Below are 17,396 nucleotides of genomic sequence, written 5' to 3' on the forward strand. Positions count from 1 at the left end.
CTTTTCTTGCCCCTCGCAACCGAATGCTTCGGTCAAATAAGTTTGACCTGTGTACCAACCGGCGATCTGTCGAAAACCCCGACAATTTGTTCGTTATAAAGGCCGATACAGCCATTCGACGATTTGCGACCGATCTTGCGCGTGTCGTTGGTGCCGTGAATGCGATAGTACTGCCAACTCAGGTGCATGGCACGAATACCCAGCGGATTGTCCGGCCCGGGCGCCACATAGCGCGGCAGCGTCGGATCGCGCTCGATCATCGAGGGTGTCGGCGCCCAATCGGGGGCCTCATCCTTGAAGACCACTTCGGTATAACCGCGGCGCGTCAGCTCGTCGGACAACGGCACCGAGGTGGGATAGATACGCATCTCCCCATCGGCAGTCCAATGCTGGAGCACCCTGGTGTTCGTGTCCGAGAGCAGGATGCCTTTGCCAAGGCTGTCGAAGTGATCCTGCCAAGCGTGTAGCCGGAAGGAAGACATGTTGCGCCTCACCACGGACGCTTCCTCCGCCCGAAGGAGTGTTGGGGTCGCCAGCGCGATAACACCGCTGGCACCCGCCGCCAGAAATCCGCGCCGGTTGAGGGGCTTTTCGCCATTTTTTATCATAACCTGCTCTCACATCTATTTCTTGCCTGTTTTAGCGGGATAAACCACCTTCCAGCACCGGAAGGTCAAGCAGATGCCCCCTGACAAGACCGTGATTTTTGTATCGGTTTGTATCGTTGACCTTCCGGCGCAGGAAGGCTTTAGCCCATCTCCTGTATGCTTGGAGATGCAACGAAAATGAATGAATCTGAAACTCCTGTTGAGAAATCGAGCACGATGCCGGTGATGAAATACGCCATGTGGGCCTGCTGCGCGGTAATGCTGCTTCCAATCGCAGCGTTCGTGATGACGGGGGGACTTGCGGGCGGATTGACCTCCGGGCTCTACGTCTTCGCACCTCTGCTTTTGTGCGTCGCCGCACATTTGATCATGCATCAGATGATGGGAAAATCATGCCATGATACGAAGAGCGAGCGGACCGATGATGTTGCGATCCAGGTGGATCAAAAAGTAGCCGCCAATTAGGCCGGGGTGAGATTGGGTATCGTTCGCCGTCTTCTGCCGCTTTGGGCGATGCTCTTACTTGGCGCCTGCGCCCAGACCATCGCGCAATGCGAGCGAAGCGGTGATGTCCGGCTCTCTTCGAGCGGTCAGGTGGCCGACCTGCCTGCAGGTTGTGAGGTAAAGGAAATAACGGGCAGTGGGCTGGCAGTGCTTGAATGTCGGGACGGCAGGGAGGGCTTCGCCTTCGCTTTGGAATAGTTGTGAAGGTGACGGGATATGATTGAAGGACGGCGGAATACATTGGCAGTTCTTGCGACTGTTGCGGCCGCCTACGCCGGGTTTTGGTATTTTCCGGAACTCGGTTCGACCGAACTCAACTTCGAGGACGTTCAATACCCGCGGGGCTTTCGCAGGCTGTCCGCCAGCGAAAGCTCGAGCGGCTTCGATCTCTTCATCGGAATGAACGCCATGGGTCCGGATAGTCTGGCGGATGCCGAAGCGCGGGTCAGGGCAGATATCTGCGGTGCGCTCTACGGCGATGACCTGTCTGCAACACAGCGCGTTCCGGTGGCGTTTTTTACAGAGTATTATTGCCCTTATTGCCGTGTTCAGACCAGGACGCTTGCGGCGCTCGATGCACGTCCCGACAGCAACCTGCGTGCCATCTGGCACGAATTGCCGCTTCTCGGGCAATCGTCGGAGGTCGCGGCCAAGGCGGCGCTGGCGGCGAAACGCCAGGGTGCCTATGTCGCATTTCATGAACGGCTCATGAAATCCTCGTTTGTGGCGACACCGGAATATTTACAGGCTTTGGCGCGAGACATCGGTGTCGATCACCAACGCCTGATTACCGACATGCGAAGCGCCCCTGTTACCGAAGAATTGGAAAACAGTGCTGCTCTCGCACGGGTATTCGGCATTTTTGGAACGCCCGCCCTGATAATCGGGCGAACGATCATCCAGGGCCAGATCGATGAGAAGACCATTCTGCGTGTTGCCGAGATGGAAATCGAGGAAGATTGGACGTCCCAGTGTCAGACAGCGTGATGAACAAATTCTCGCGGCTTTTCGTCGCAAAGCTGATTCTGCTGGTCTGCCTCGGTTTTCTCGGCGCGGGGCTGGCCAGTATGTCGAACGCCGCCGAATCCGGGAGCTTTTCCAACCCGGCTCTCGAGGCGCGTCTGATCGCAGCCGAAAACGGAGTCGGCCCGAACGCGACGTCCCTGTCCGCCGGGCTGCATCTGGAGTTGGGCGAGGGCTGGAAGACCTATTGGCGGTCCCCGGGCGAGGTCGGCATCCCGCCCTCGATCGACTGGGCGGGATCGGAGAATGTGGAAGAGGTCGAATTGCTCTGGCCCGCCCCGGAACGGTTCACGGCCTTCGGGATCGAGAATTTCGGATATCACGACGAGGTCGTATTTCCGCTGCGTATCGCATTGTCCGACCCCGGCGCGCCGGTGCGATTGAACGCCAATGTCACGCTTCTGACCTGCTCGACCGTTTGCGTCCCGCAGGAGTTCACACTGACCCTGTCGCTGCCACGAGCCAGCGGAATCGACGCGGATGCGGCGGCGCTCATCTCGGCCTATGCCGAAAAGGTGCCGGAGGAGGGGGCTGAGAGCGGTATCTCGATCCAGTCGGCCTATCTCGACCCGGACATGACCGCCCTGACGCTGGTCGCACACAGTGAGCGTCCCTTCGCGGGCCCGGATGTCTTTCCCGAACTGGGCGCGGGCACGGCATTCGGCAAGCCGGATATTCGTCTGGGCGACGGGGGCCGTCTGCTCTGGGCCCGATTGCCCGTTCTGAGCGCGGCCGCGGATCTGCCCGATCTGCGGATCACCGTGACCGATGGCGACCGTGCGGCCAGCCTGTTCACGGAGTTGGCCGATGCAGCACCGCAGCCGCCCTTCGCCCTGGACCGCGTGCTGCCGGGTCTGGCGGAACTGGCCTGGATCGCCGCAATCGCCTTCCTCGGCGGTCTTGTCCTGGCCGTGTTTTCCGCCAACCTTTTCGGGGCATTCGAAATCGAGCTGCCGTCTTCCTTGCAGACCCGGCTCGCCCGCGCCGGCGGTGGCAAAGGCTATAGCGGCGACTTTGCGACAGGTGCCTTTGCCGCCATCCTCGCGACACCCTGTTCGGCGCCGTTCCTGGGCACGGCTGTTGCCTTTGCGCTGGCCGGGCGGCTGCTCGATATCGCGGTGATCTTCACGGCCCTGGGGATCGGTCTGGCCTTGCCCTATCTCATCGTTGCCGCGTTTCCGGCGGCGATCTCGCGCCTGCCGAAACCGGGCCGCTGGATGCTGTGGCTGAAGATCCTGCTGGGGCTGGCATTGGCGGGCACAGCCGGCTGGCTGTTCTGGGTGCTGATCGGTGTCGGTGGCATGACGTCCGCGCTTGCGGTTCTGACAGCCAGCGCAGTCCTCGTCGTGATTCTGTCTTTCAGTCGCCTGGCCGCAGGTGCTCGCTTGTCCGGGGCTGCGGCCACGGGCGCGTTGGCCATCTTCCTGGCGGGATTCCTTTCTGCGGCCGGCACGCCGAACGCCAAGCCGGCGACGGACTGGGCCGCATTCGACCGTCGAGAAATTCCGAAGCTCGTGTCGCGCGGAGAGGTGGTTTTCGTGGATGTGACCGCCGATTGGTGTCTCACCTGCAAGGCCAACAAGGCGCTCGTGCTTGACCGCGCGCCGGTTCGAACGGCCCTTCGCGCGCCGGGCGTGACGGCGATGCAGGCCGATTGGACCCGGCCCGACGAGGCAATCTCGCGCTATCTGGAGACCTTCGACCGCTACGGTATTCCGTTCAACGCTGTCTATGGACCCGGCGCTCCCGAGGGTATCGTCCTGCCCGAGCTCCTGTCGTCCGAAGCGGTTCTATCAGCGCTCGAGAAGGCGGCGGAGCGCGCGGTGGCGTCGGGCGGATAGGGCGCGCTCTTCATGTGGGGAGGCATCAATAAACTGCCACGGAAAGGAGGTTCGATGAGTTCCGAAACAGAATTCCATATTCGTGGACACGGATCGCACATGCCGACAAGCGGGCGGGGTATGGTCATCTCGGCCTGGCTGACCGGCGTCTATTTCATCATTGAGCTTGGTATCGGGCTCTGGACCGGATCGATCGCTGTCCTGTCGGATGCATTCCACACGTTTTCCGCCGTGGGCGGAATCCTCGTCGCCGTGGGCGCGGCCCGGCTTTCCCGGCGGCCTGCCGATGCAACATTCAGCTTTGGCTGGTACCGCTCCGAAATCCTCGGCGCGCTGGTGAATGGCGGGTTCCTGGCCGGAATGGCCTTCGTCGTTATCTATATGGCCGCGATGCGGCTGAACGCGCCCATCGACCTGCCGACAGGGCCAATGCTGCTTGCTGCAGCCGGGGGTCTTGTGACGGAGTTCATTTCGCTTGGCCTCATCTGGAAACAGAGCCGGAGCGACATGAACGTGCGCGGCGCGCTCTGGCACATCATCCAGACCTTCGTGGGCAGCCTGCTCATCATCGTCACGGCGCTGGTGATCCGCTTTACCGGTTTCCTGATGATCGACCCACTTCTGGGCATGGCTTTCGGCTTCGTGCTGCTCTGGGCCAGCTGGGGCATCCTGCGGGATGCGGCGCGGCTCTTGATGGAGGCAGCGCCGAGCGAGATAGATTTGAACTCGGTGATCGCGGATCTGGAAGCGCTCGACGGTGTGCACGACGCGCATCATGTCCACGCATGGACATTGACCAGCGGGCGGAACGTGTTTTCGGCGCACCTTCGCGTGGGTGACGGCGTGGACCCGCAGGCGGTGCAACGACGGGCGCACCGCTTGCTGCGCCGCGATCACGGCTTCTTCTTCGTAACGCTCCAGACTGAAACCGAGTGTCTGGACGAGTCGGGTGCCGAGACGATCGATATCACCTCGGGCCATCAGGTCGGCCATGTCTGACGGTTCGCTCCGCTTGTGGCTGGCACGCAAGCTGATCGGGCGCATCGTCGCCCGGGCGGCGGGGCGCGGCCTTGCCACGCGCGGCCTGCGCGACACGGAGGGGTGCGAGATCCGTTGGCTGACGCCCGAAATCGAGGCATTCGTGGTGGCGATGACCGCGGAAACCGTCCGCCTTCGCCCCCATGCGCAGCAGGCAGAGCTTCCGACTTTCGGTAGCCGGCTGATGGTGGAAATGGCGATCTGGACGATTGCAGCCGACCGCAGCCTGCGCGCTTGTGGCATCGCGCCCGAGACCGCGCGACAGGTGGTCGCCGATCTCGGCTGGGACATCTACCGGCGGATGCTGGCGCTCAGCGCATTGCCCGTGCGCCTGCTCACCCGCGATTCCGGCCGTCGGCTGCGCTGGACCATCCGCGCGCTGCTGGTGTTTCCCTTCGCGCCCTCCGGTGCGCCGGGTTACGCCGTTCGGGTCAGCCGGGACGGGGACGACCTGTTCACGCATTTCACCCATTGCCCGCCGCAGAGCTTCGTGCGCCGCATCGCCCGGGCGGAGGACGATCCTGAGTCGCTGGAGTCGTTCCGGCAGAGCTGCTGCCGCTACGACTGGCCCGGTGCCGACGTCATCGCCGGGGATGGCCAGCGCGGTCACTATCGCCGCCGGCGTACTCTGTCCCATGGCGACCCGGTCTGCGACATGTGCTGGATCGGGAACGCGAGCCGCGACGCAATAAGTGGCCAGGAGGACCGCGACGAGCCGGCGGCGTCCTGAGAGCGTGAACGAGAGAGGATCAGAACCGACCCATGCGCACCATCCTGTTACTGCTTCTCATCACCTTCTCGGAGGCGACAATCGGCGTCTTCGTCAAGCTGACAGGCGGTCTGATCCCGATCCACACGGTGAATTTCTACGCCATCCTCACGGCCGCGCTGTTCCTCATGATTCTGATGCCGTTCGCAACCGGGAACCCGCTTCGCGTTCCGTGGAAGAACCTCAAGGACACCGCCATCATCGGTATGCTGATCGCCACCCAGATCAGCGTCTTCAATTACGCCATGACCCTGGTGCCGATTGCCAACGCGGTCATTTTCTGGAGTATCGCGCCGTTCTTCACCTTCATATTCTCGGCGCTGTTTCTCGATGAGAAAGCAAGCTGGGGTCACTACCTGACCTTCGCGGTCGCCATCATGGGCATTGTTCTCGCGAAACCGCTGGAGGGCGGATACATGGTCGGAAATCTTGTCGCGCTTGCCGATGGGGCGATCTATGCCGCGATGATCACCTACATGCGCCACGAAGGCAAATCCGAGACCGGTAACGACATCGCCTGGTCCATGCTTGTTGCCGCCCTCGTGCTGTCGCCGGTGCTGGTGATCTTCGGACCCGGCGACATCATGGCAATGACAGTCAATGAGCGGATCGGCATTGCTGCTCCGGCCGGGCTCTGGGCGCTGATGCTGGGACTGGTCTCTACCGGGTTCGCCTATTTCGGCATCTCGCTTGTGCTGAAGACGCTGAACGCCAACGTCTATTCGCTGGTCGACATCATCGTATCGCCGGTGGTTGCGGCAACGCTGGGCTTTCTCGTATTCGGAGAGGTCCCGGCGACGGGCATGATCTATGGCGGCGCGTTGCTTCTGACGGCCGGGTTCGTCCTGACCCGTCTGACCACCCGGGACGATCCAAACCTTGCGGCGCATCCCTGTCAGTGCACCTGATCGCATTGGCAGGGAAACCATAGCGCTGTTTCGGCCTCAGCCGGGCAGCTCTGACATCGCCTGCCGGATTTCCTGCGCACGCGGGTCGTCGGGAGGCAGGGTCTCGGCGAGCCTGTTGGCGGTCAGATATGCCTCCCGCGCCTTCGCCGCCTCACCGAGGACGCGATAGGCGTTGCCCAGTCGCATCCAGCCATCCAGGTCATCAGGGTCGTCCCGCAGCCGCTCGGCCAGCCGCTCAACCATCGAGCGAATAAAGGCGGCCCTGTCGTCCTCGCTCATGTCCGCTGCGGCGGCGACATCGCCCGCGGTGGGGCCCGGCGTATCGCCGCCAGCCGTGGGCGCGAATGCCGCGAGGCTGACCGGCTCGCGGCCGAGCGTCTCGCCGATGCTGTTGGCCTGCGCGACGAACGCCTCCATCCAGGGCGCGGGGCCATTGGCCGCGTCCAGCCGGGCAATCAGCAGATCGTGGGCCTCCGCGCCGTCGCCCGCCTGATCGAGCGCGATGGCCTCGTAGTACGTGGCCGCCGGATTGGACGGATCCATGTCGCGTGCCCGTCCGATGGCCGCGCGGGCCGCGGGCGTCACGATCCCGTCATCCGCGGCGATCAGCGCCTCGGCGTATTGCGACAGGATGGCCGAACTGGCATCCGGGCGCTCGGTCACGTTCTCCATGGCGGATACCGCATCCCTGTAGCGGCCCATGCGCATGTAGGTTTGGCCAAGCAACATCCACCCCTCGGTCGGGCCACCGCCCGGATCGCTTTGCAGGCGCTCCAGCAAACGTACCGTCAACCCGGCGATTTCAACCTGCTGGTTTCGCTCCGCCTCACGCTCGGCGAACGCGATGCTCGGCATGTCGGGCGATCCCAGTTGCAGGTAGAGCGCTGCCGCGGCCACAGGCACCGTCAAGGCGGTCGCCCAGACGACGACGCCGGCGGAGCGACCCGACATGGCCGGCCGCGCGCGTTGGCCTTTCCGTTCCAGCGACAGGATACGCCGCTTGATCTCGATCCGGGCGGCGCGGGCTTCCTCCGGCGAGATCAGGCCGCGTTCCGCATCGGCGTCCACCTCCCGCAGCTGATCGGAGAGGATGGAAATGGAGCCGTCGGTTCGGTCGGAAACCTTCGATCCGAAGGACCGCAGTGGAAGCAGCAGGAAACCTGCGGCAAGCAGCGCCAGAAACGCAAAGACAATCCAGAGCATCACGGCTCATTCCTTTCGCGCTGCGCCAACAGTTCGGAAACCCGGCGCTCTTCTTCGGCGCTCAGGCCTGCCTTCGCCTTGCGCCGACCGGACCTGGCAAGGACCGCGACCACACCGCCGGCCCCCAGCAAAAAGAGTGCGAGCGGCGTCAACCAAAGAGCATAGGTTTCCGGTTTGAATGGCGGTTTCAACAGGACATAATCGCCATAGCGCGCCTGAATGTAATCCAGCACCTGCTGATCGGTGTCTCCGGCAACCAGCCTTTCACGGACCAGCAGCCGCAGATCGCGCGCAACGCCCGCGTTCGAGCTGTCGATGTCCTGGTTCTGGCAGACCACACAGCGCAAGTCTTTGGAGATCTCTCTCGCACGGGTCTCAAGGATCGGATCAGCCAGCATTTCGTCGGGTTCGACGGCATGGGAGGCAAGCGGCAAGGCGATCACGATCAGGATCGTCAGCACGACAATTCGGATCATGTTCCCGCTCCTGTTGCAGCACGTGCCTGCGCGAGCGCGGTTGCGAACTTCTCTTCCGCCTCTGCGCCGACGACCGGGCCGACATAGCGGAAAAGAACCGTGCCGTTGCCCGAGACGATGAAGGTTTCCGGCACGCCTGAAATGCCCCACTCGATCCCGGCGCGGCCGTTCAGATCGGATCCGATCCGCTCATAGGGGTTGCCCAGGTTCTCCAGCCAGGCGCGCGCGTCCTCGGGCTTGTCCTTGTAGTTGATGCCCATGAGTCGCACGCCGCCCTGTTCGACCATTCGGGTCAGGACCGCATGTTCGGCCCGGCAGGGGACGCACCAGGAGGCGAAGACATTGACCACGACCGGCGCAGGATTGTCCGTCAGGTCCGCCCGTGACAGGCCGGGCACACCCACGTGATCCACCGGCGCCAGATCGAATTCCGGTGCCGGCTGAGAGATCAGCACCGACGGGATCGCGTTCGGGTCGCGGCTTGGATTGAGGCCTCAGAGAAAGAAACCGCCGACAATCAGCGCAATCAGGATCGGCAGGGCGGCGAGGGCTCGGGTCATGGACTTACTCCGCCGGCGTTGCTTGTGGTTTCGGAATAGTAGCGCGGCGCGGCGCACCGACCCGCAGGCGCCGATCCGAAAGCGACAGACCGCCGCCCAGCACCAGAAGCGCCGCCCCGATCCAGATGAAATTGACCAGCGGCTCGTAGAGGATTCGCAAGGTCCAGGCCCCAGATTGCGCCGCGCCCTCCGCGGCCGGCTCGGCCAGCGAGGCGTAGAGGTCGCCCGCCAGCGTCGAGCGGATGGCAGATTCGGTGGTCGTGCTCTGGGCGACCGGATAGAAACGGCGCTCGGGGTAGAGTGTCGTGACGGGTGCACCATCGCGCGTGACCACCAGCGTGCCGCGGTCGGCGACATAGTTCGGACCCTGCACCCTTTGGACACCGTCGAAGCGCACGTCGAAACCTGCGATCTCGGTCACGGCGCCGGATTGGACGAAAACAATTTTCTCGGATTTCCAGGCGCTCGACCCGACGAAGCCGAAGACCGCCACGGCAAGTCCCGCGTGTGCCAGCGTCATGCCGTGGGCCGCGCGGGGCAGGTTGCGCGCCCTCCGAACAGCCTGCGCGAACGGCACATCGAAGATGTCTGATCCGGGCCGCCCATTCCCGCAATGTCGCCAGAAGGAGCCAGGTGGCTATCGCGATTGGAAGATAGGCCAGGGCGGGCCCGCCCTCGGTCAGGTACCAGACCGCAAGTGCGGCCAGCCCTGACAGCAGCGCGACAAAGCGCAGGCGCTGGAATACCCCCTTCAGGTCGGCGCGTTTCCACGACAGGAGCGGCCCGACGGCCATGATCGCCAGCAACGGCAGCATGATCGGTATGAAGGACGCGTTGAAGAACGGTGGTCCGACCGAAATCTTCTGATCGGCCAGGGCTTCGGTGAACAGCGGATAGAGCGTGCCGACCAGCACGGTTCCGGTGGCCACGACCAGCAGCAGGTTGTTGATCAAGAGGCCACCCTCGCGACTGATCGGCGCGAAGAGGCCGCCGCCTTCCATCGACGGGGCGCGCCAAGCATAGAGCGCGAGCGAGCCGCCGATGGAGAGGCCCAGCAGGCCGAGAATGTAGAGGCCTCGTTCGGGATCGACGGCGAAGGCGTGGACGGATGTCAGAAGGCCCGACCGGACGATGAACGTGCCCAGCAGAGACAGCGAGAATGTCAGGATGGCCAGCAGGATCGTCCAGCTTTTGAAGGCATCGCGCTTTTCGGTGACGATGGCCGAATGCAACAGCGCCGTGCCCAGAAGCCAGGGCATGAAGCTGACATTCTCCACCGGATCCCAGAACCACCAACCGCCCCAGCCCAGTTCGTAGTAGGCCCACCATGATCCGAGCGCGATGCCCGCCGTCAGGCTCATCCAAGCCGCCAGCGTCCACGGCCTGACCCAGCGGGCCCAGGCCGCGTCGACACGGCCCTCGATCAGTGCGGCAACCGCGAAGGAGAAGACGATCGAGAACCCGACATACCCGAAATAGAGAAGCGGCGGATGCATCGCCAGCCCCACATCCTGCAGCAGCGGATTGAGGTCGTTGCCATCCAGCGGCGGCGGGAACACACGTTCGAACGGGTTGGAGGTCAGCAGCAGGAAGGATAGGAATCCCGTGCTGATCCAGGCTTGCACGGACAGGGTCCGCGCCTTCAGCGCATCGGGAATGTTCGTCCCGAGCAGGGCGACACCTGCGCCGAAAGCCGCGAGGATCAGCACCCAGAGCAGCAGAGACCCCTCATGGCTTCCCCAGGTCCCTGCGATCTTGTAGAGCATCGGCTTGAGCGAATGCGAGTTCTCGACGACATTCGCCACCGTGAAATCGCTGACCATGAAGGAGCGCATGAGGGCGGCGAACGCGATACCGATGAAAACCAGCTGAGCGAGCGCCGATGTCCGCGCACTCCGCATCCAGACCAGATCGCCGCGCGAGGCGCCGAGGATCGGTAGAACGCTTTGCACCAGGGCAATGATCAGCGCCAGTGCCAGCGCGAATTGTCCGATTTCAGGTGTCATGTCGATTCCTCGTCAATCTCTCGTTTTGGCGGTGCATGCCGCCTTCCCGGACTGGAACGTCAAGTCCGGTATCGGCACCCGGTCTCACATTGCCGTTAGTTGGATCATTGCCGTTTACCCGGTCCGGCCTACGGCATTACGGCGAACTGATGGGCGGTACTGTTCGTGGCAATCGTCTGGCGAAGCTCCAGCGTCTCGGGATCGAGAATCCACAGTTCCGGCTTGCCGGCACTGCTCACCAGCAAGGCATCCTCAACGCGCGCCATGTGGTAAGGTTCAGGTCCGACGTTGACTTCCAGGCGTTCACCGGTCGACCGGTCGACACGCACAACGAGATTGCGTTCACGCGCGCTCGACCAGATCGCGTCCGGGTCAACCGCTACGCCATGCAATTCTCCGCCGATGTCGAACCTGTCGAGGATCTCGCCGCTGTCGGCATCGACGATGGAAACGGTTCCGTTGTCGGATTCGCTGACGATCAGTTGACGGGTATCGGCATCGAGCTGGATGTGCTTGGGTGGCCCCTGCAGCTTGAAATTTCGCGTCACGATCCCGTCCTCCGGATCAAGCACACTGATCGTTGCGTTGCCGGCGTTGGAGACAAGGAAGTTTCCGGTCTTCGGATCGGCGACCGCATATTCCGGAATCGGGCCGGTGGCGACCGTCGCGGTGACCTGGCCACTCTCAAGGTCAATTACCGAAACAGCATCGAGCCCGGGGTGGGTCACGGCGGCAAACCGTTCATCCGACGAAATCCCGACATGGTGAACGATGCCCGGCACCTCGATTCGGCGCCGAATTTCGCGACTGTCAGCGTCAACCAGCGTTACCAGACTTACCGCGTCCGGCTTGGCCGTGTTTCCACCCCCGTGATGGGCCGCGTGCTCCTCTTCCGAGACGGCGGCCGGCTTGGCCACATCGCCGGGTGTGGATTCCGACAGGCTGCCGGCCACCAGTATGCCCCGTTCGGGCGCACCGGCGAGACCGTGGACGTTATCGAGCCCTTCGATGCGACCCATCTCATTGAAGGATCGATCCAGATGAAGCACTGTTCCGAGCTCGCCTTCGGGGATGTAGACGTCGGCAATCGCGGCGCTGCCGGTCATCAAGACCGCACTGAGTGTCAGGGTCGTGATGCGCATGATGTATTTCCTTTCATGGGTGTAATTGCGTCTATCGAGAACGTACGGACGGGATTGCGACTATCAAGACAGCCTCGCGGCCTTTCATGTAAGCGTTTGTCGCAATGCCGGAGCCTGTTACAGTGAGAGACAATTTTTTCGTGTAAAGACGGGCAAACACCGACGTGCCGGGCTGACGAGGACTCCGACCGGCACTTTCAGTACCGGTCCGGTTCCGTACACATCATCGTTTTCGGGCCTCCAGTTTGGCCAGCCGCCGCTCGAATTCATCCTCGTCGATTTCGCCGCGGGCATAGCGTTCACGAAGGACATCCATCGCAGTCTGACCATTCCCGGTGTCGGAGCGGTTGGAAAAGCCGCGAACCGCAAGAAAAATCAGACCGATGATAAGTGCCCAGAAAATCACCATCATCAGGCCTCCAAAGATACCGTGCCCACCCCACATCATGTGGCCGGAGCCATCGTAGATATCGGCCATGCCCGGCGTTGCGACGAAGAGGAGCGATCCTGCAGAGATGACTGAGCCGTTGAGTTTCATGTCGTTGTCCTTTCCTGTTTCAGGGGTTCCGGTCCCAGCGGCAGCGTCACGGTCGCCACGAGGCCGCCTTCTGCCCGGTTGGTGAGGCCAATGTCCCCGCCATGCGCCCGGACGATCGTCCGGGCGATGGACAGTCCAAGTCCGGTGCCGCCGGTCTCTCTCGAGCGGGATTTCTCAAGCCTGAAATAGGGCTCGAAGACCTGTTCAAGCTCGCCGTCCGGTATACCGGGGCCATTGTCAGCGACGCGGATAATGGCGTGATCGTCCTCGCGTCCATAGCTGACATCAACCATTCCGCCATAGCGTTCGGCATTGTCGATGAGGTTGCGAAGCGCGCGCCGGACTGATTGCGACCGCAAGCGCAGGTGAATGGTTTCGCCCTCCTTCAGAGAAAAACCGTTCAGCATATCGGCGCGGAGTTGACCCAGAAACGCGCCCATTTCGACGGTCTCGTAGTCTTCCGAGCTTGTGATCCCGCGCGCGAAGGAAAGCGTCGAGTCCACCATCTCCTGCATCTCCTCGATTGAGGTTATGAGGCTGTCGCGTGTTTCCCGCTCGTCGACCATCTCCGAGCGAACGCGGAGTGCCGTGAGAGGCGAGCGCAGGTCATGTCCAAGGGCCGCGAGAAGCCGGGTCCGGTCCGCGAGGAAGCGGGTCAGCCGGGCCTGCATCCGGTTGAATGTCCGGGTCAGGTCGCGCACCTCGGCGGGTCCGATCAAGGGCAGTGGTCTGACATTTTCGCCGCGCCCGAGACTGTCGGCGGCACGGGACACGCGCAAGAGCGGGCCAGTCAGACGGGTCAGAAGAAACCAGCAGGCGGCAACAAGAATAATGGCAGCCGTGAGCCCGAAGCTCAGGAAAGAGGCCCAGGGCCATTGCAGGGGCGGGCGCTCGAACCGCGTGCCGACATTGAGCCACTGTCCGCCCGTCAGGGCGATGGACAGCTGCATCTCGATGGCCGACAGATCGCCCCGCATCATCGCCAGATGCATTTCCGCCATCTCGGGCGCCATATGCGGCATCGGAAGGATGCCGTGATCGACCTCGTGCACCTCCACGCGAATTTCACGGTTGTCCTTGGCTCCGAGAAGACCACGCACTCTTGCCTCGATAGCACCGCTGTCCGCGTGGCTGTCGTGATCGACGGTCGGTGTATCAGACAGGTCAAAGCGCACCAGCGGTGAATTCGCCGCGCGCAGAATGGCCGGTTCCAGCGTTGCCGGCGCTTCCTCGATCAACCGCGCGACGTTCGCGGCCCGCCCCGCTGCCTCGAAGCCGAGCGCGGCCCGCACGGCCAGGCCGCGCTCGTCAACGAACAACCAGAGGCTGACCGCTTGGGCGGCGGCGAGTGCCGCGATGATTAACAGGACCAGTTGGCCGCGCAGACTGTCAAAGAAGCGCCACATCAATCCAACTCCGTCACATCGGCGGCAAGGCAATATCCGCCACCGCGCACGGTCGTGATCAGCCGGGGCCTGGATGGATCGGCCTCGATCTTTCTGCGAAGGCGGCTGATCTGATTGTCGATCGTCCGATCGAGCGGGGAGGCCGCGCGCCCTGCAGTGAGATCGAGAAGCTGATCACGGTTGAGGACGAGGCGGGGCCGTTCGAGCAAGACAACCAGAAGCTTGAGTTCCGAACCGGTGAGATCGATTTGCGCACCGTTTTCATCGGTCAACAACCGGCTGTCGGTATCGAGAGTCCATTGTGCGAATGCGATGCGTCTTCCCGAGAGTTTTCCGGCATAGGTCTCGGGCAGGGATGAACGCCGCAGGATGGCCTTGATCCGCGCAAGCAGCTCTCGCGGATTGAATGGTTTGGCCAGATAGTCGTCCGCGCCGATTTCGAGCCCGACGATGCGATCCGTCTCTTCGCCAAGCGCCGTCAGCATCAGGATCGGTACGCCACCCGTGGATGACAGACGGCGGCAGACCGACAGCCCGTCCTCGCCGGGCATCATGACATCCAGAACGATCAGATCGTACTGACCCATCGCGAGCTTGGCGTCCATCTCGACCGCATCCCGCGCCGAGGTCGCACGCAGGCCGTTCTTCTCCAGATAGCGCGAAACCGAGTCTCGGATTTCGCGATGATCGTCGACGACGAGGATATGAGGCTGATCGTTCATGTTCTTCCTTCTAACGGTTGCCGCATTGGTTTCCCGAAGAGATTTGTCACGAAATGTAACAGGGGCGGCGCTTGTGACACGGCGATACAATACCGTTGTTTCCTCGCATTTCATCACGGCCTAACGCTGCCATATGAAATCTATCGAAACCGAAACATGAGGAGATAACGATGACCCGCAAAACCCTGCTCGCAGCGACCGTTTTGGCCGCAACTGCAATCGGAGGAGCCGCGATCGCGGATTCCAATCACGGACATGGGGGCCAGTCCGGCCCGAAGGATCGCGCTGGCATGATGCAGGGCGGTTCCGGAATGATGGGCAACATGGGCGGCATGTCCGATATGATGGGCATGATGAAGCGCATGCACGGCCAGATGATGGGCGGCGGCATGATGGGCGGAATGGGTCCGATGGGCGGCGGAATGATGCAGATGTTCGACGCTGACGGCGACGGCACGGTGACGCCCGAGGAAATGCGCGCCGGACTGCAGGCCAAGCTGACCGAATACGACAGCGACGGTGACGGCACCCTGTCTATCGAGGAATTCGAGGCGCTGCACAGCGCGATGATCCGCGAGATGATGGTGGATCGCTTCCAGCATCTGGATGCCGATGGCGACGGCGCCATCACAGCCGAAGAAATGGCGGCGCCGGCCGACAAGATGGAGCGCATGCAGAAGATGCGCGACGCAATGGGGCAGATGCAGCCCGGCGAGAGCCCCGGCATGGGCGACGGCGACATGATGAACAACGATTGAGCGCTTTCGGGCGTCGGCCTATGGGCCGACGCTCGTATCCGGCACCGAGGCACGGTTTGCGAAACGGTGCTGACCTTCCCCTGCTTTGACGGAGGCAGACCTCATGAGCCTTGAAATGATGACCGTTTTGCTGGTTCTCGCGACAACTGCGATCATGCGGGGACGGCTCAAACCGATCAGGCAGTCGTTCGAATAACCGAAGGAGATTGAAATGAATTATACCTATGACCGCTCACTCATAGGCGTCAGCATCGACGACGCGGAAATGCGCGTTCGCGCCGCCCTAGCTGATCGGGGTTTCGGTGTTCTTACCGAAATCGACGTCAAGATGACGATGAAGCAGAAGATCGACGTCGATATGGACGGCTATCGCATCCTTGGCGCCTGCAATCCGCAAATGGCCCACAAGGCGATCGGGATCGAACCGCGCGTGGGCGCGATGTTGCCATGCAACGTTATCCTGCGCGAAACGGACGGCGGCACCGAGATCAGCGCCATCGATCCGGTGGCGTCAATGCAGGCAATCGACAACGATCAGCTCCATGAAGTCGCGTGCGAGGTGCGCGACATGCTGCGCGAGGCCGTCGATGCTGCATGATCGCCATATCGTTGACCTTCCGGTCACTGGAGGGCGTATGCATCGGGGAATCGGGTTCGAACCCCAGTAACCGGGAGACAAGGCGGTATGGTGGCTGACAGCATCCAGGATACAGAAGAATCCCCAACCTTCGGCGAGGGCTTCTGGGGGCCTGGCGCTGTGGGTGCCGTCTTGTTTCTGATCGCCGCTCCGGTGCATCTACTGGTGCCCCATCAGATATCGGTGGCGATCGCCGCGGTAACGTTGGCGCTGATCGGCGGAGCCTACATCGGATTTGGTGCGACCGCCAATTCGCTGAAACGCTTTTTGGCGGAACTGGCGGTCGCAGCCCTGTTCGCGGCGACCGCGTTGGCCGGATTGCTCTGGGCTCCATTGGCCTTGCCTGTCGGGTTCGCCGCACATGCCGCGTGGGATCTTCTGCATCACAACAGGGTGTTCGGCGCGCCGGTCCCGCGATGGTACATTCCGTTCTGCGTCGTCTTCGAGCTGTTGGCGGCAGCTTTTCTCTTCGTGCTGTATGTGCCGTGAGGCCGGGAATACCACGGTTCGTGTTCGGGCGAACCGCACAATTGGTTGCTGCGGCACTGCTAATCTTCGCCATCGTCGCCCTGGCCTTGGGTCCGCTCGCCGACGTCATCGAGAGCTTCGACGGCGAGAGAATCTCCGGCTGGATCGAGGCTGCCGGCATATGGGGACCGGTCCTCATCGTCTCGCTCATGACGATCGCGATCGTCGCGACGCCTATTCCGAGCGCACCGATCGCATTGGCGGCCGGTGCCGCCTACGGGCATACTTTGGGGACCGTTTACATCGTTGCCGGAGCCGAACTCGGCGCACTTGTCGCATTCGGATTGGCGAGGGTCCTCGGGCGCGACGTGCTCGTCGGATGGCTTGGCTGTTGATTTCTGCTGAGAGGTGACCCTGTAGGCTTCTAAATTTTCACTGAGAATTGACCCATGTGAACACATTGCCCTGACGGATTCGGTCGGGGAGATATGGAGTGATTGACATGGGATTTTTGAGTGTTGTCCGACGCTGGGCATTACGTGACAAAATGCCAATCCGCGAGATTTCAAGGCGCACCGGCCTGTCTCGCAACACCATTAGAAAGTACCTGCGCGAGGGCGCGGTGGAGCCGAAGTTCAAGACGCCATCGCGGCCGAGCAAGCTGGATCCGTATGCGGATCGGTTGTCCGCTTGTTTGTTGGCGCAGGCACGCAAGCCGCGCAAAGAACATCGAACTGTGAAGCAGATGCATGCTGACCTGGTGAAGCTTGGCTATGAAGGCTCGTACGG

18 protein-coding genes and 2 pseudogenes are annotated in these 17,396 nt (G+C 62.3%); 11 read left to right on the forward strand and 9 right to left on the reverse strand.

The window, feature by feature from the left end:
• Positions 1-32 precede the first annotated feature (32 nt).
• Positions 33-608 (reverse strand): L,D-transpeptidase, encoded by a 576-nt coding sequence (locus tag EDC90_RS06325; protein WP_018065816.1) that lies wholly within the window; start codon positions 606-608, stop codon positions 33-35.
• Positions 609-785: 177 nt separating this feature from the next.
• Here EDC90_RS06325 and EDC90_RS06330 point away from each other — a divergent pair, with 177 nt between their 5' ends.
• The 6 genes from EDC90_RS06330 to EDC90_RS06355 all read left to right on the forward strand — a co-directional run bounded on the left by EDC90_RS06330 (position 786) and on the right by EDC90_RS06355 (position 6,691).
• Positions 786-1,073 (forward strand): DUF2933 domain-containing protein, encoded by a 288-nt coding sequence (locus tag EDC90_RS06330; protein WP_207903861.1) that lies wholly within the window; start codon positions 786-788, stop codon positions 1,071-1,073.
• A gap of 255 nt (positions 1,074-1,328) precedes the next feature.
• Positions 1,329-2,099 (forward strand): DsbA family protein, encoded by a 771-nt coding sequence (locus EDC90_RS06335; RefSeq protein WP_018065813.1) that lies wholly within the window; start codon positions 1,329-1,331, stop codon positions 2,097-2,099.
• Positions 2,099-3,976: a protein-disulfide reductase DsbD family protein gene (locus tag EDC90_RS06340; protein WP_132309649.1), complete on the forward strand. Its 1,878-nt coding sequence runs from the start codon at positions 2,099-2,101 to the stop codon at positions 3,974-3,976. Before EDC90_RS06335 ends, EDC90_RS06340 begins: the two co-directional genes overlap by 1 nt.
• Before the next feature lie 54 nt (positions 3,977-4,030).
• Positions 4,031-4,975 carry a cation diffusion facilitator family transporter gene (locus tag EDC90_RS06345; protein WP_051085131.1) on the forward strand — a complete coding sequence of 315 codons (945 nt, stop codon included), beginning with the start codon at positions 4,031-4,033 and terminating at the stop codon, positions 4,973-4,975.
• A complete protein-coding gene (locus EDC90_RS06350; RefSeq protein WP_132309651.1) occupies positions 4,968-5,744 on the forward strand; it encodes a hypothetical protein in 777 nt (258 codons plus the stop codon). The genes EDC90_RS06345 and EDC90_RS06350 overlap by 8 nt, the downstream gene beginning before the upstream one ends.
• Before the next feature lie 32 nt (positions 5,745-5,776).
• Positions 5,777-6,691: an EamA family transporter gene (locus EDC90_RS06355; RefSeq protein ID WP_018065809.1), complete on the forward strand. Its 915-nt coding sequence runs from the start codon at positions 5,777-5,779 to the stop codon at positions 6,689-6,691.
• Positions 6,692-6,727: 36 nt separating this feature from the next.
• On the opposite strand, the gene ccmI is transcribed toward EDC90_RS06355, so the two are convergent.
• The 8 genes and pseudogenes from ccmI to EDC90_RS06395 all read right to left on the reverse strand — a co-directional run bounded on the left by ccmI (position 6,728) and on the right by EDC90_RS06395 (position 14,744).
• Positions 6,728-7,894, reverse strand: coding sequence for a c-type cytochrome biogenesis protein CcmI (gene ccmI / locus EDC90_RS06360; RefSeq protein WP_018065808.1), 1,167 nt, complete (start codon positions 7,892-7,894; stop codon positions 6,728-6,730).
• Positions 7,894-8,370, reverse strand: a complete 477-nt coding sequence (locus EDC90_RS06365; RefSeq protein WP_018065807.1) for a cytochrome c-type biogenesis protein — start codon at positions 8,368-8,370, stop codon at positions 7,894-7,896. Before EDC90_RS06365 ends, ccmI begins: the two co-directional genes overlap by 1 nt.
• Positions 8,367-8,837 (reverse strand): annotated as a pseudogene (locus tag EDC90_RS06370) (DsbE family thiol:disulfide interchange protein); the annotation flags it as partial. The pseudogene EDC90_RS06370 and the gene EDC90_RS06365, both read right to left, overlap by 4 nt.
• A gap of 97 nt (positions 8,838-8,934) precedes the next feature.
• Positions 8,935-10,936 (reverse strand): annotated as a pseudogene (locus tag EDC90_RS06375) (heme lyase CcmF/NrfE family subunit).
• Positions 10,937-11,064: 128 nt separating this feature from the next.
• Positions 11,065-12,078: a hypothetical protein gene (locus EDC90_RS06380; protein WP_018065804.1), complete on the reverse strand. Its 1,014-nt coding sequence runs from the start codon at positions 12,076-12,078 to the stop codon at positions 11,065-11,067.
• 223 nt (positions 12,079-12,301) lie between these two features.
• Positions 12,302-12,616, reverse strand: a complete 315-nt coding sequence (locus EDC90_RS06385) for an SHOCT domain-containing protein (protein ID WP_018065803.1) — start codon at positions 12,614-12,616, stop codon at positions 12,302-12,304.
• Positions 12,613-14,022 carry an ATP-binding protein gene (locus tag EDC90_RS06390; protein ID WP_018065802.1) on the reverse strand — a complete coding sequence of 470 codons (1,410 nt, stop codon included), beginning with the start codon at positions 14,020-14,022 and terminating at the stop codon, positions 12,613-12,615. Before EDC90_RS06390 ends, EDC90_RS06385 begins: the two co-directional genes overlap by 4 nt.
• On the reverse strand, positions 14,022-14,744 hold the full coding sequence (locus tag EDC90_RS06395; protein WP_018065801.1) for a response regulator: 723 nt from the start codon (positions 14,742-14,744) through the stop codon (positions 14,022-14,024). The genes EDC90_RS06390 and EDC90_RS06395 overlap by 1 nt, the downstream gene beginning before the upstream one ends.
• A gap of 170 nt (positions 14,745-14,914) precedes the next feature.
• On the opposite strand from EDC90_RS06395, the gene EDC90_RS06400 reads away from it, so the two are divergent.
• The 5 genes from EDC90_RS06400 to EDC90_RS06420 all read left to right on the forward strand — a co-directional run.
• A complete protein-coding gene (locus EDC90_RS06400; RefSeq protein ID WP_018065800.1) occupies positions 14,915-15,502 on the forward strand; it encodes an EF-hand domain-containing protein in 588 nt (195 codons plus the stop codon).
• Between the two features lie 211 nt (positions 15,503-15,713).
• Positions 15,714-16,100 carry a DUF302 domain-containing protein gene (locus EDC90_RS06405; protein WP_018065798.1) on the forward strand — a complete coding sequence of 129 codons (387 nt, stop codon included), beginning with the start codon at positions 15,714-15,716 and terminating at the stop codon, positions 16,098-16,100.
• An 87-nt stretch (positions 16,101-16,187) separates the two neighbouring features.
• A complete protein-coding gene (locus tag EDC90_RS06410; protein WP_018065797.1) occupies positions 16,188-16,628 on the forward strand; it encodes a DUF6010 family protein in 441 nt (146 codons plus the stop codon).
• A gap of 41 nt (positions 16,629-16,669) precedes the next feature.
• A complete protein-coding gene (locus EDC90_RS06415; protein ID WP_207903863.1) occupies positions 16,670-17,002 on the forward strand; it encodes a hypothetical protein in 333 nt (110 codons plus the stop codon).
• 107 nt (positions 17,003-17,109) lie between these two features.
• On the forward strand, positions 17,110-17,396 hold a 287-nt coding region (locus tag EDC90_RS06420), incomplete at its 3' end, for a MerR family transcriptional regulator (RefSeq protein ID WP_245510963.1).

Origin of the sequence: Martelella mediterranea, from assembly GCF_004342225.1 — a bacterium.
Taxonomy (GTDB): Bacteria; Pseudomonadota; Alphaproteobacteria; order Rhizobiales; family Rhizobiaceae; genus Martelella; species Martelella mediterranea_B.

What these genes read in the sequence shown, in the direction of transcription:
- EDC90_RS06330 (WP_207903861.1), top strand. Translation starts at nt 786, where the DNA reads ATGAATGAATCTGAAACTCCTGTTGAGAAATCGAGCACGATGCCGGTG.
- EDC90_RS06355 (WP_018065809.1), top strand. Translation starts at nt 5,777, where the DNA reads ATGCGCACCATCCTGTTACTGCTTCTCATCACCTTCTCGGAGGCGACA.
- EDC90_RS06345 (WP_051085131.1), top strand. Translation starts at nt 4,031, where the DNA reads ATGAGTTCCGAAACAGAATTCCATATTCGTGGACACGGATCGCACATG.
- EDC90_RS06325 (WP_018065816.1), bottom strand. Translation starts at nt 608, where the DNA reads ATGATAAAAAATGGCGAAAAGCCCCTCAACCGGCGCGGATTTCTGGCG.
- EDC90_RS06340 (WP_132309649.1), top strand. Translation starts at nt 2,099, where the DNA reads ATGAACAAATTCTCGCGGCTTTTCGTCGCAAAGCTGATTCTGCTGGTC.
- EDC90_RS06365 (WP_018065807.1), bottom strand. Translation starts at nt 8,370, where the DNA reads ATGATCCGAATTGTCGTGCTGACGATCCTGATCGTGATCGCCTTGCCG.
- EDC90_RS06400 (WP_018065800.1), top strand. Translation starts at nt 14,915, where the DNA reads ATGACCCGCAAAACCCTGCTCGCAGCGACCGTTTTGGCCGCAACTGCA.
- EDC90_RS06380 (WP_018065804.1), bottom strand. Translation starts at nt 12,078, where the DNA reads ATGCGCATCACGACCCTGACACTCAGTGCGGTCTTGATGACCGGCAGC.
- ccmI (WP_018065808.1), bottom strand. Translation starts at nt 7,894, where the DNA reads ATGCTCTGGATTGTCTTTGCGTTTCTGGCGCTGCTTGCCGCAGGTTTC.
- EDC90_RS06350 (WP_132309651.1), top strand. Translation starts at nt 4,968, where the DNA reads ATGTCTGACGGTTCGCTCCGCTTGTGGCTGGCACGCAAGCTGATCGGG.
- EDC90_RS06335 (WP_018065813.1), top strand. Translation starts at nt 1,329, where the DNA reads ATGATTGAAGGACGGCGGAATACATTGGCAGTTCTTGCGACTGTTGCG.
- EDC90_RS06385 (WP_018065803.1), bottom strand. Translation starts at nt 12,616, where the DNA reads ATGAAACTCAACGGCTCAGTCATCTCTGCAGGATCGCTCCTCTTCGTC.
- EDC90_RS06390 (WP_018065802.1), bottom strand. Translation starts at nt 14,022, where the DNA reads ATGTGGCGCTTCTTTGACAGTCTGCGCGGCCAACTGGTCCTGTTAATC.
- EDC90_RS06410 (WP_018065797.1), top strand. Translation starts at nt 16,188, where the DNA reads ATGGTGGCTGACAGCATCCAGGATACAGAAGAATCCCCAACCTTCGGC.
- EDC90_RS06395 (WP_018065801.1), bottom strand. Translation starts at nt 14,744, where the DNA reads ATGAACGATCAGCCTCATATCCTCGTCGTCGACGATCATCGCGAAATC.
- EDC90_RS06405 (WP_018065798.1), top strand. Translation starts at nt 15,714, where the DNA reads ATGAATTATACCTATGACCGCTCACTCATAGGCGTCAGCATCGACGAC.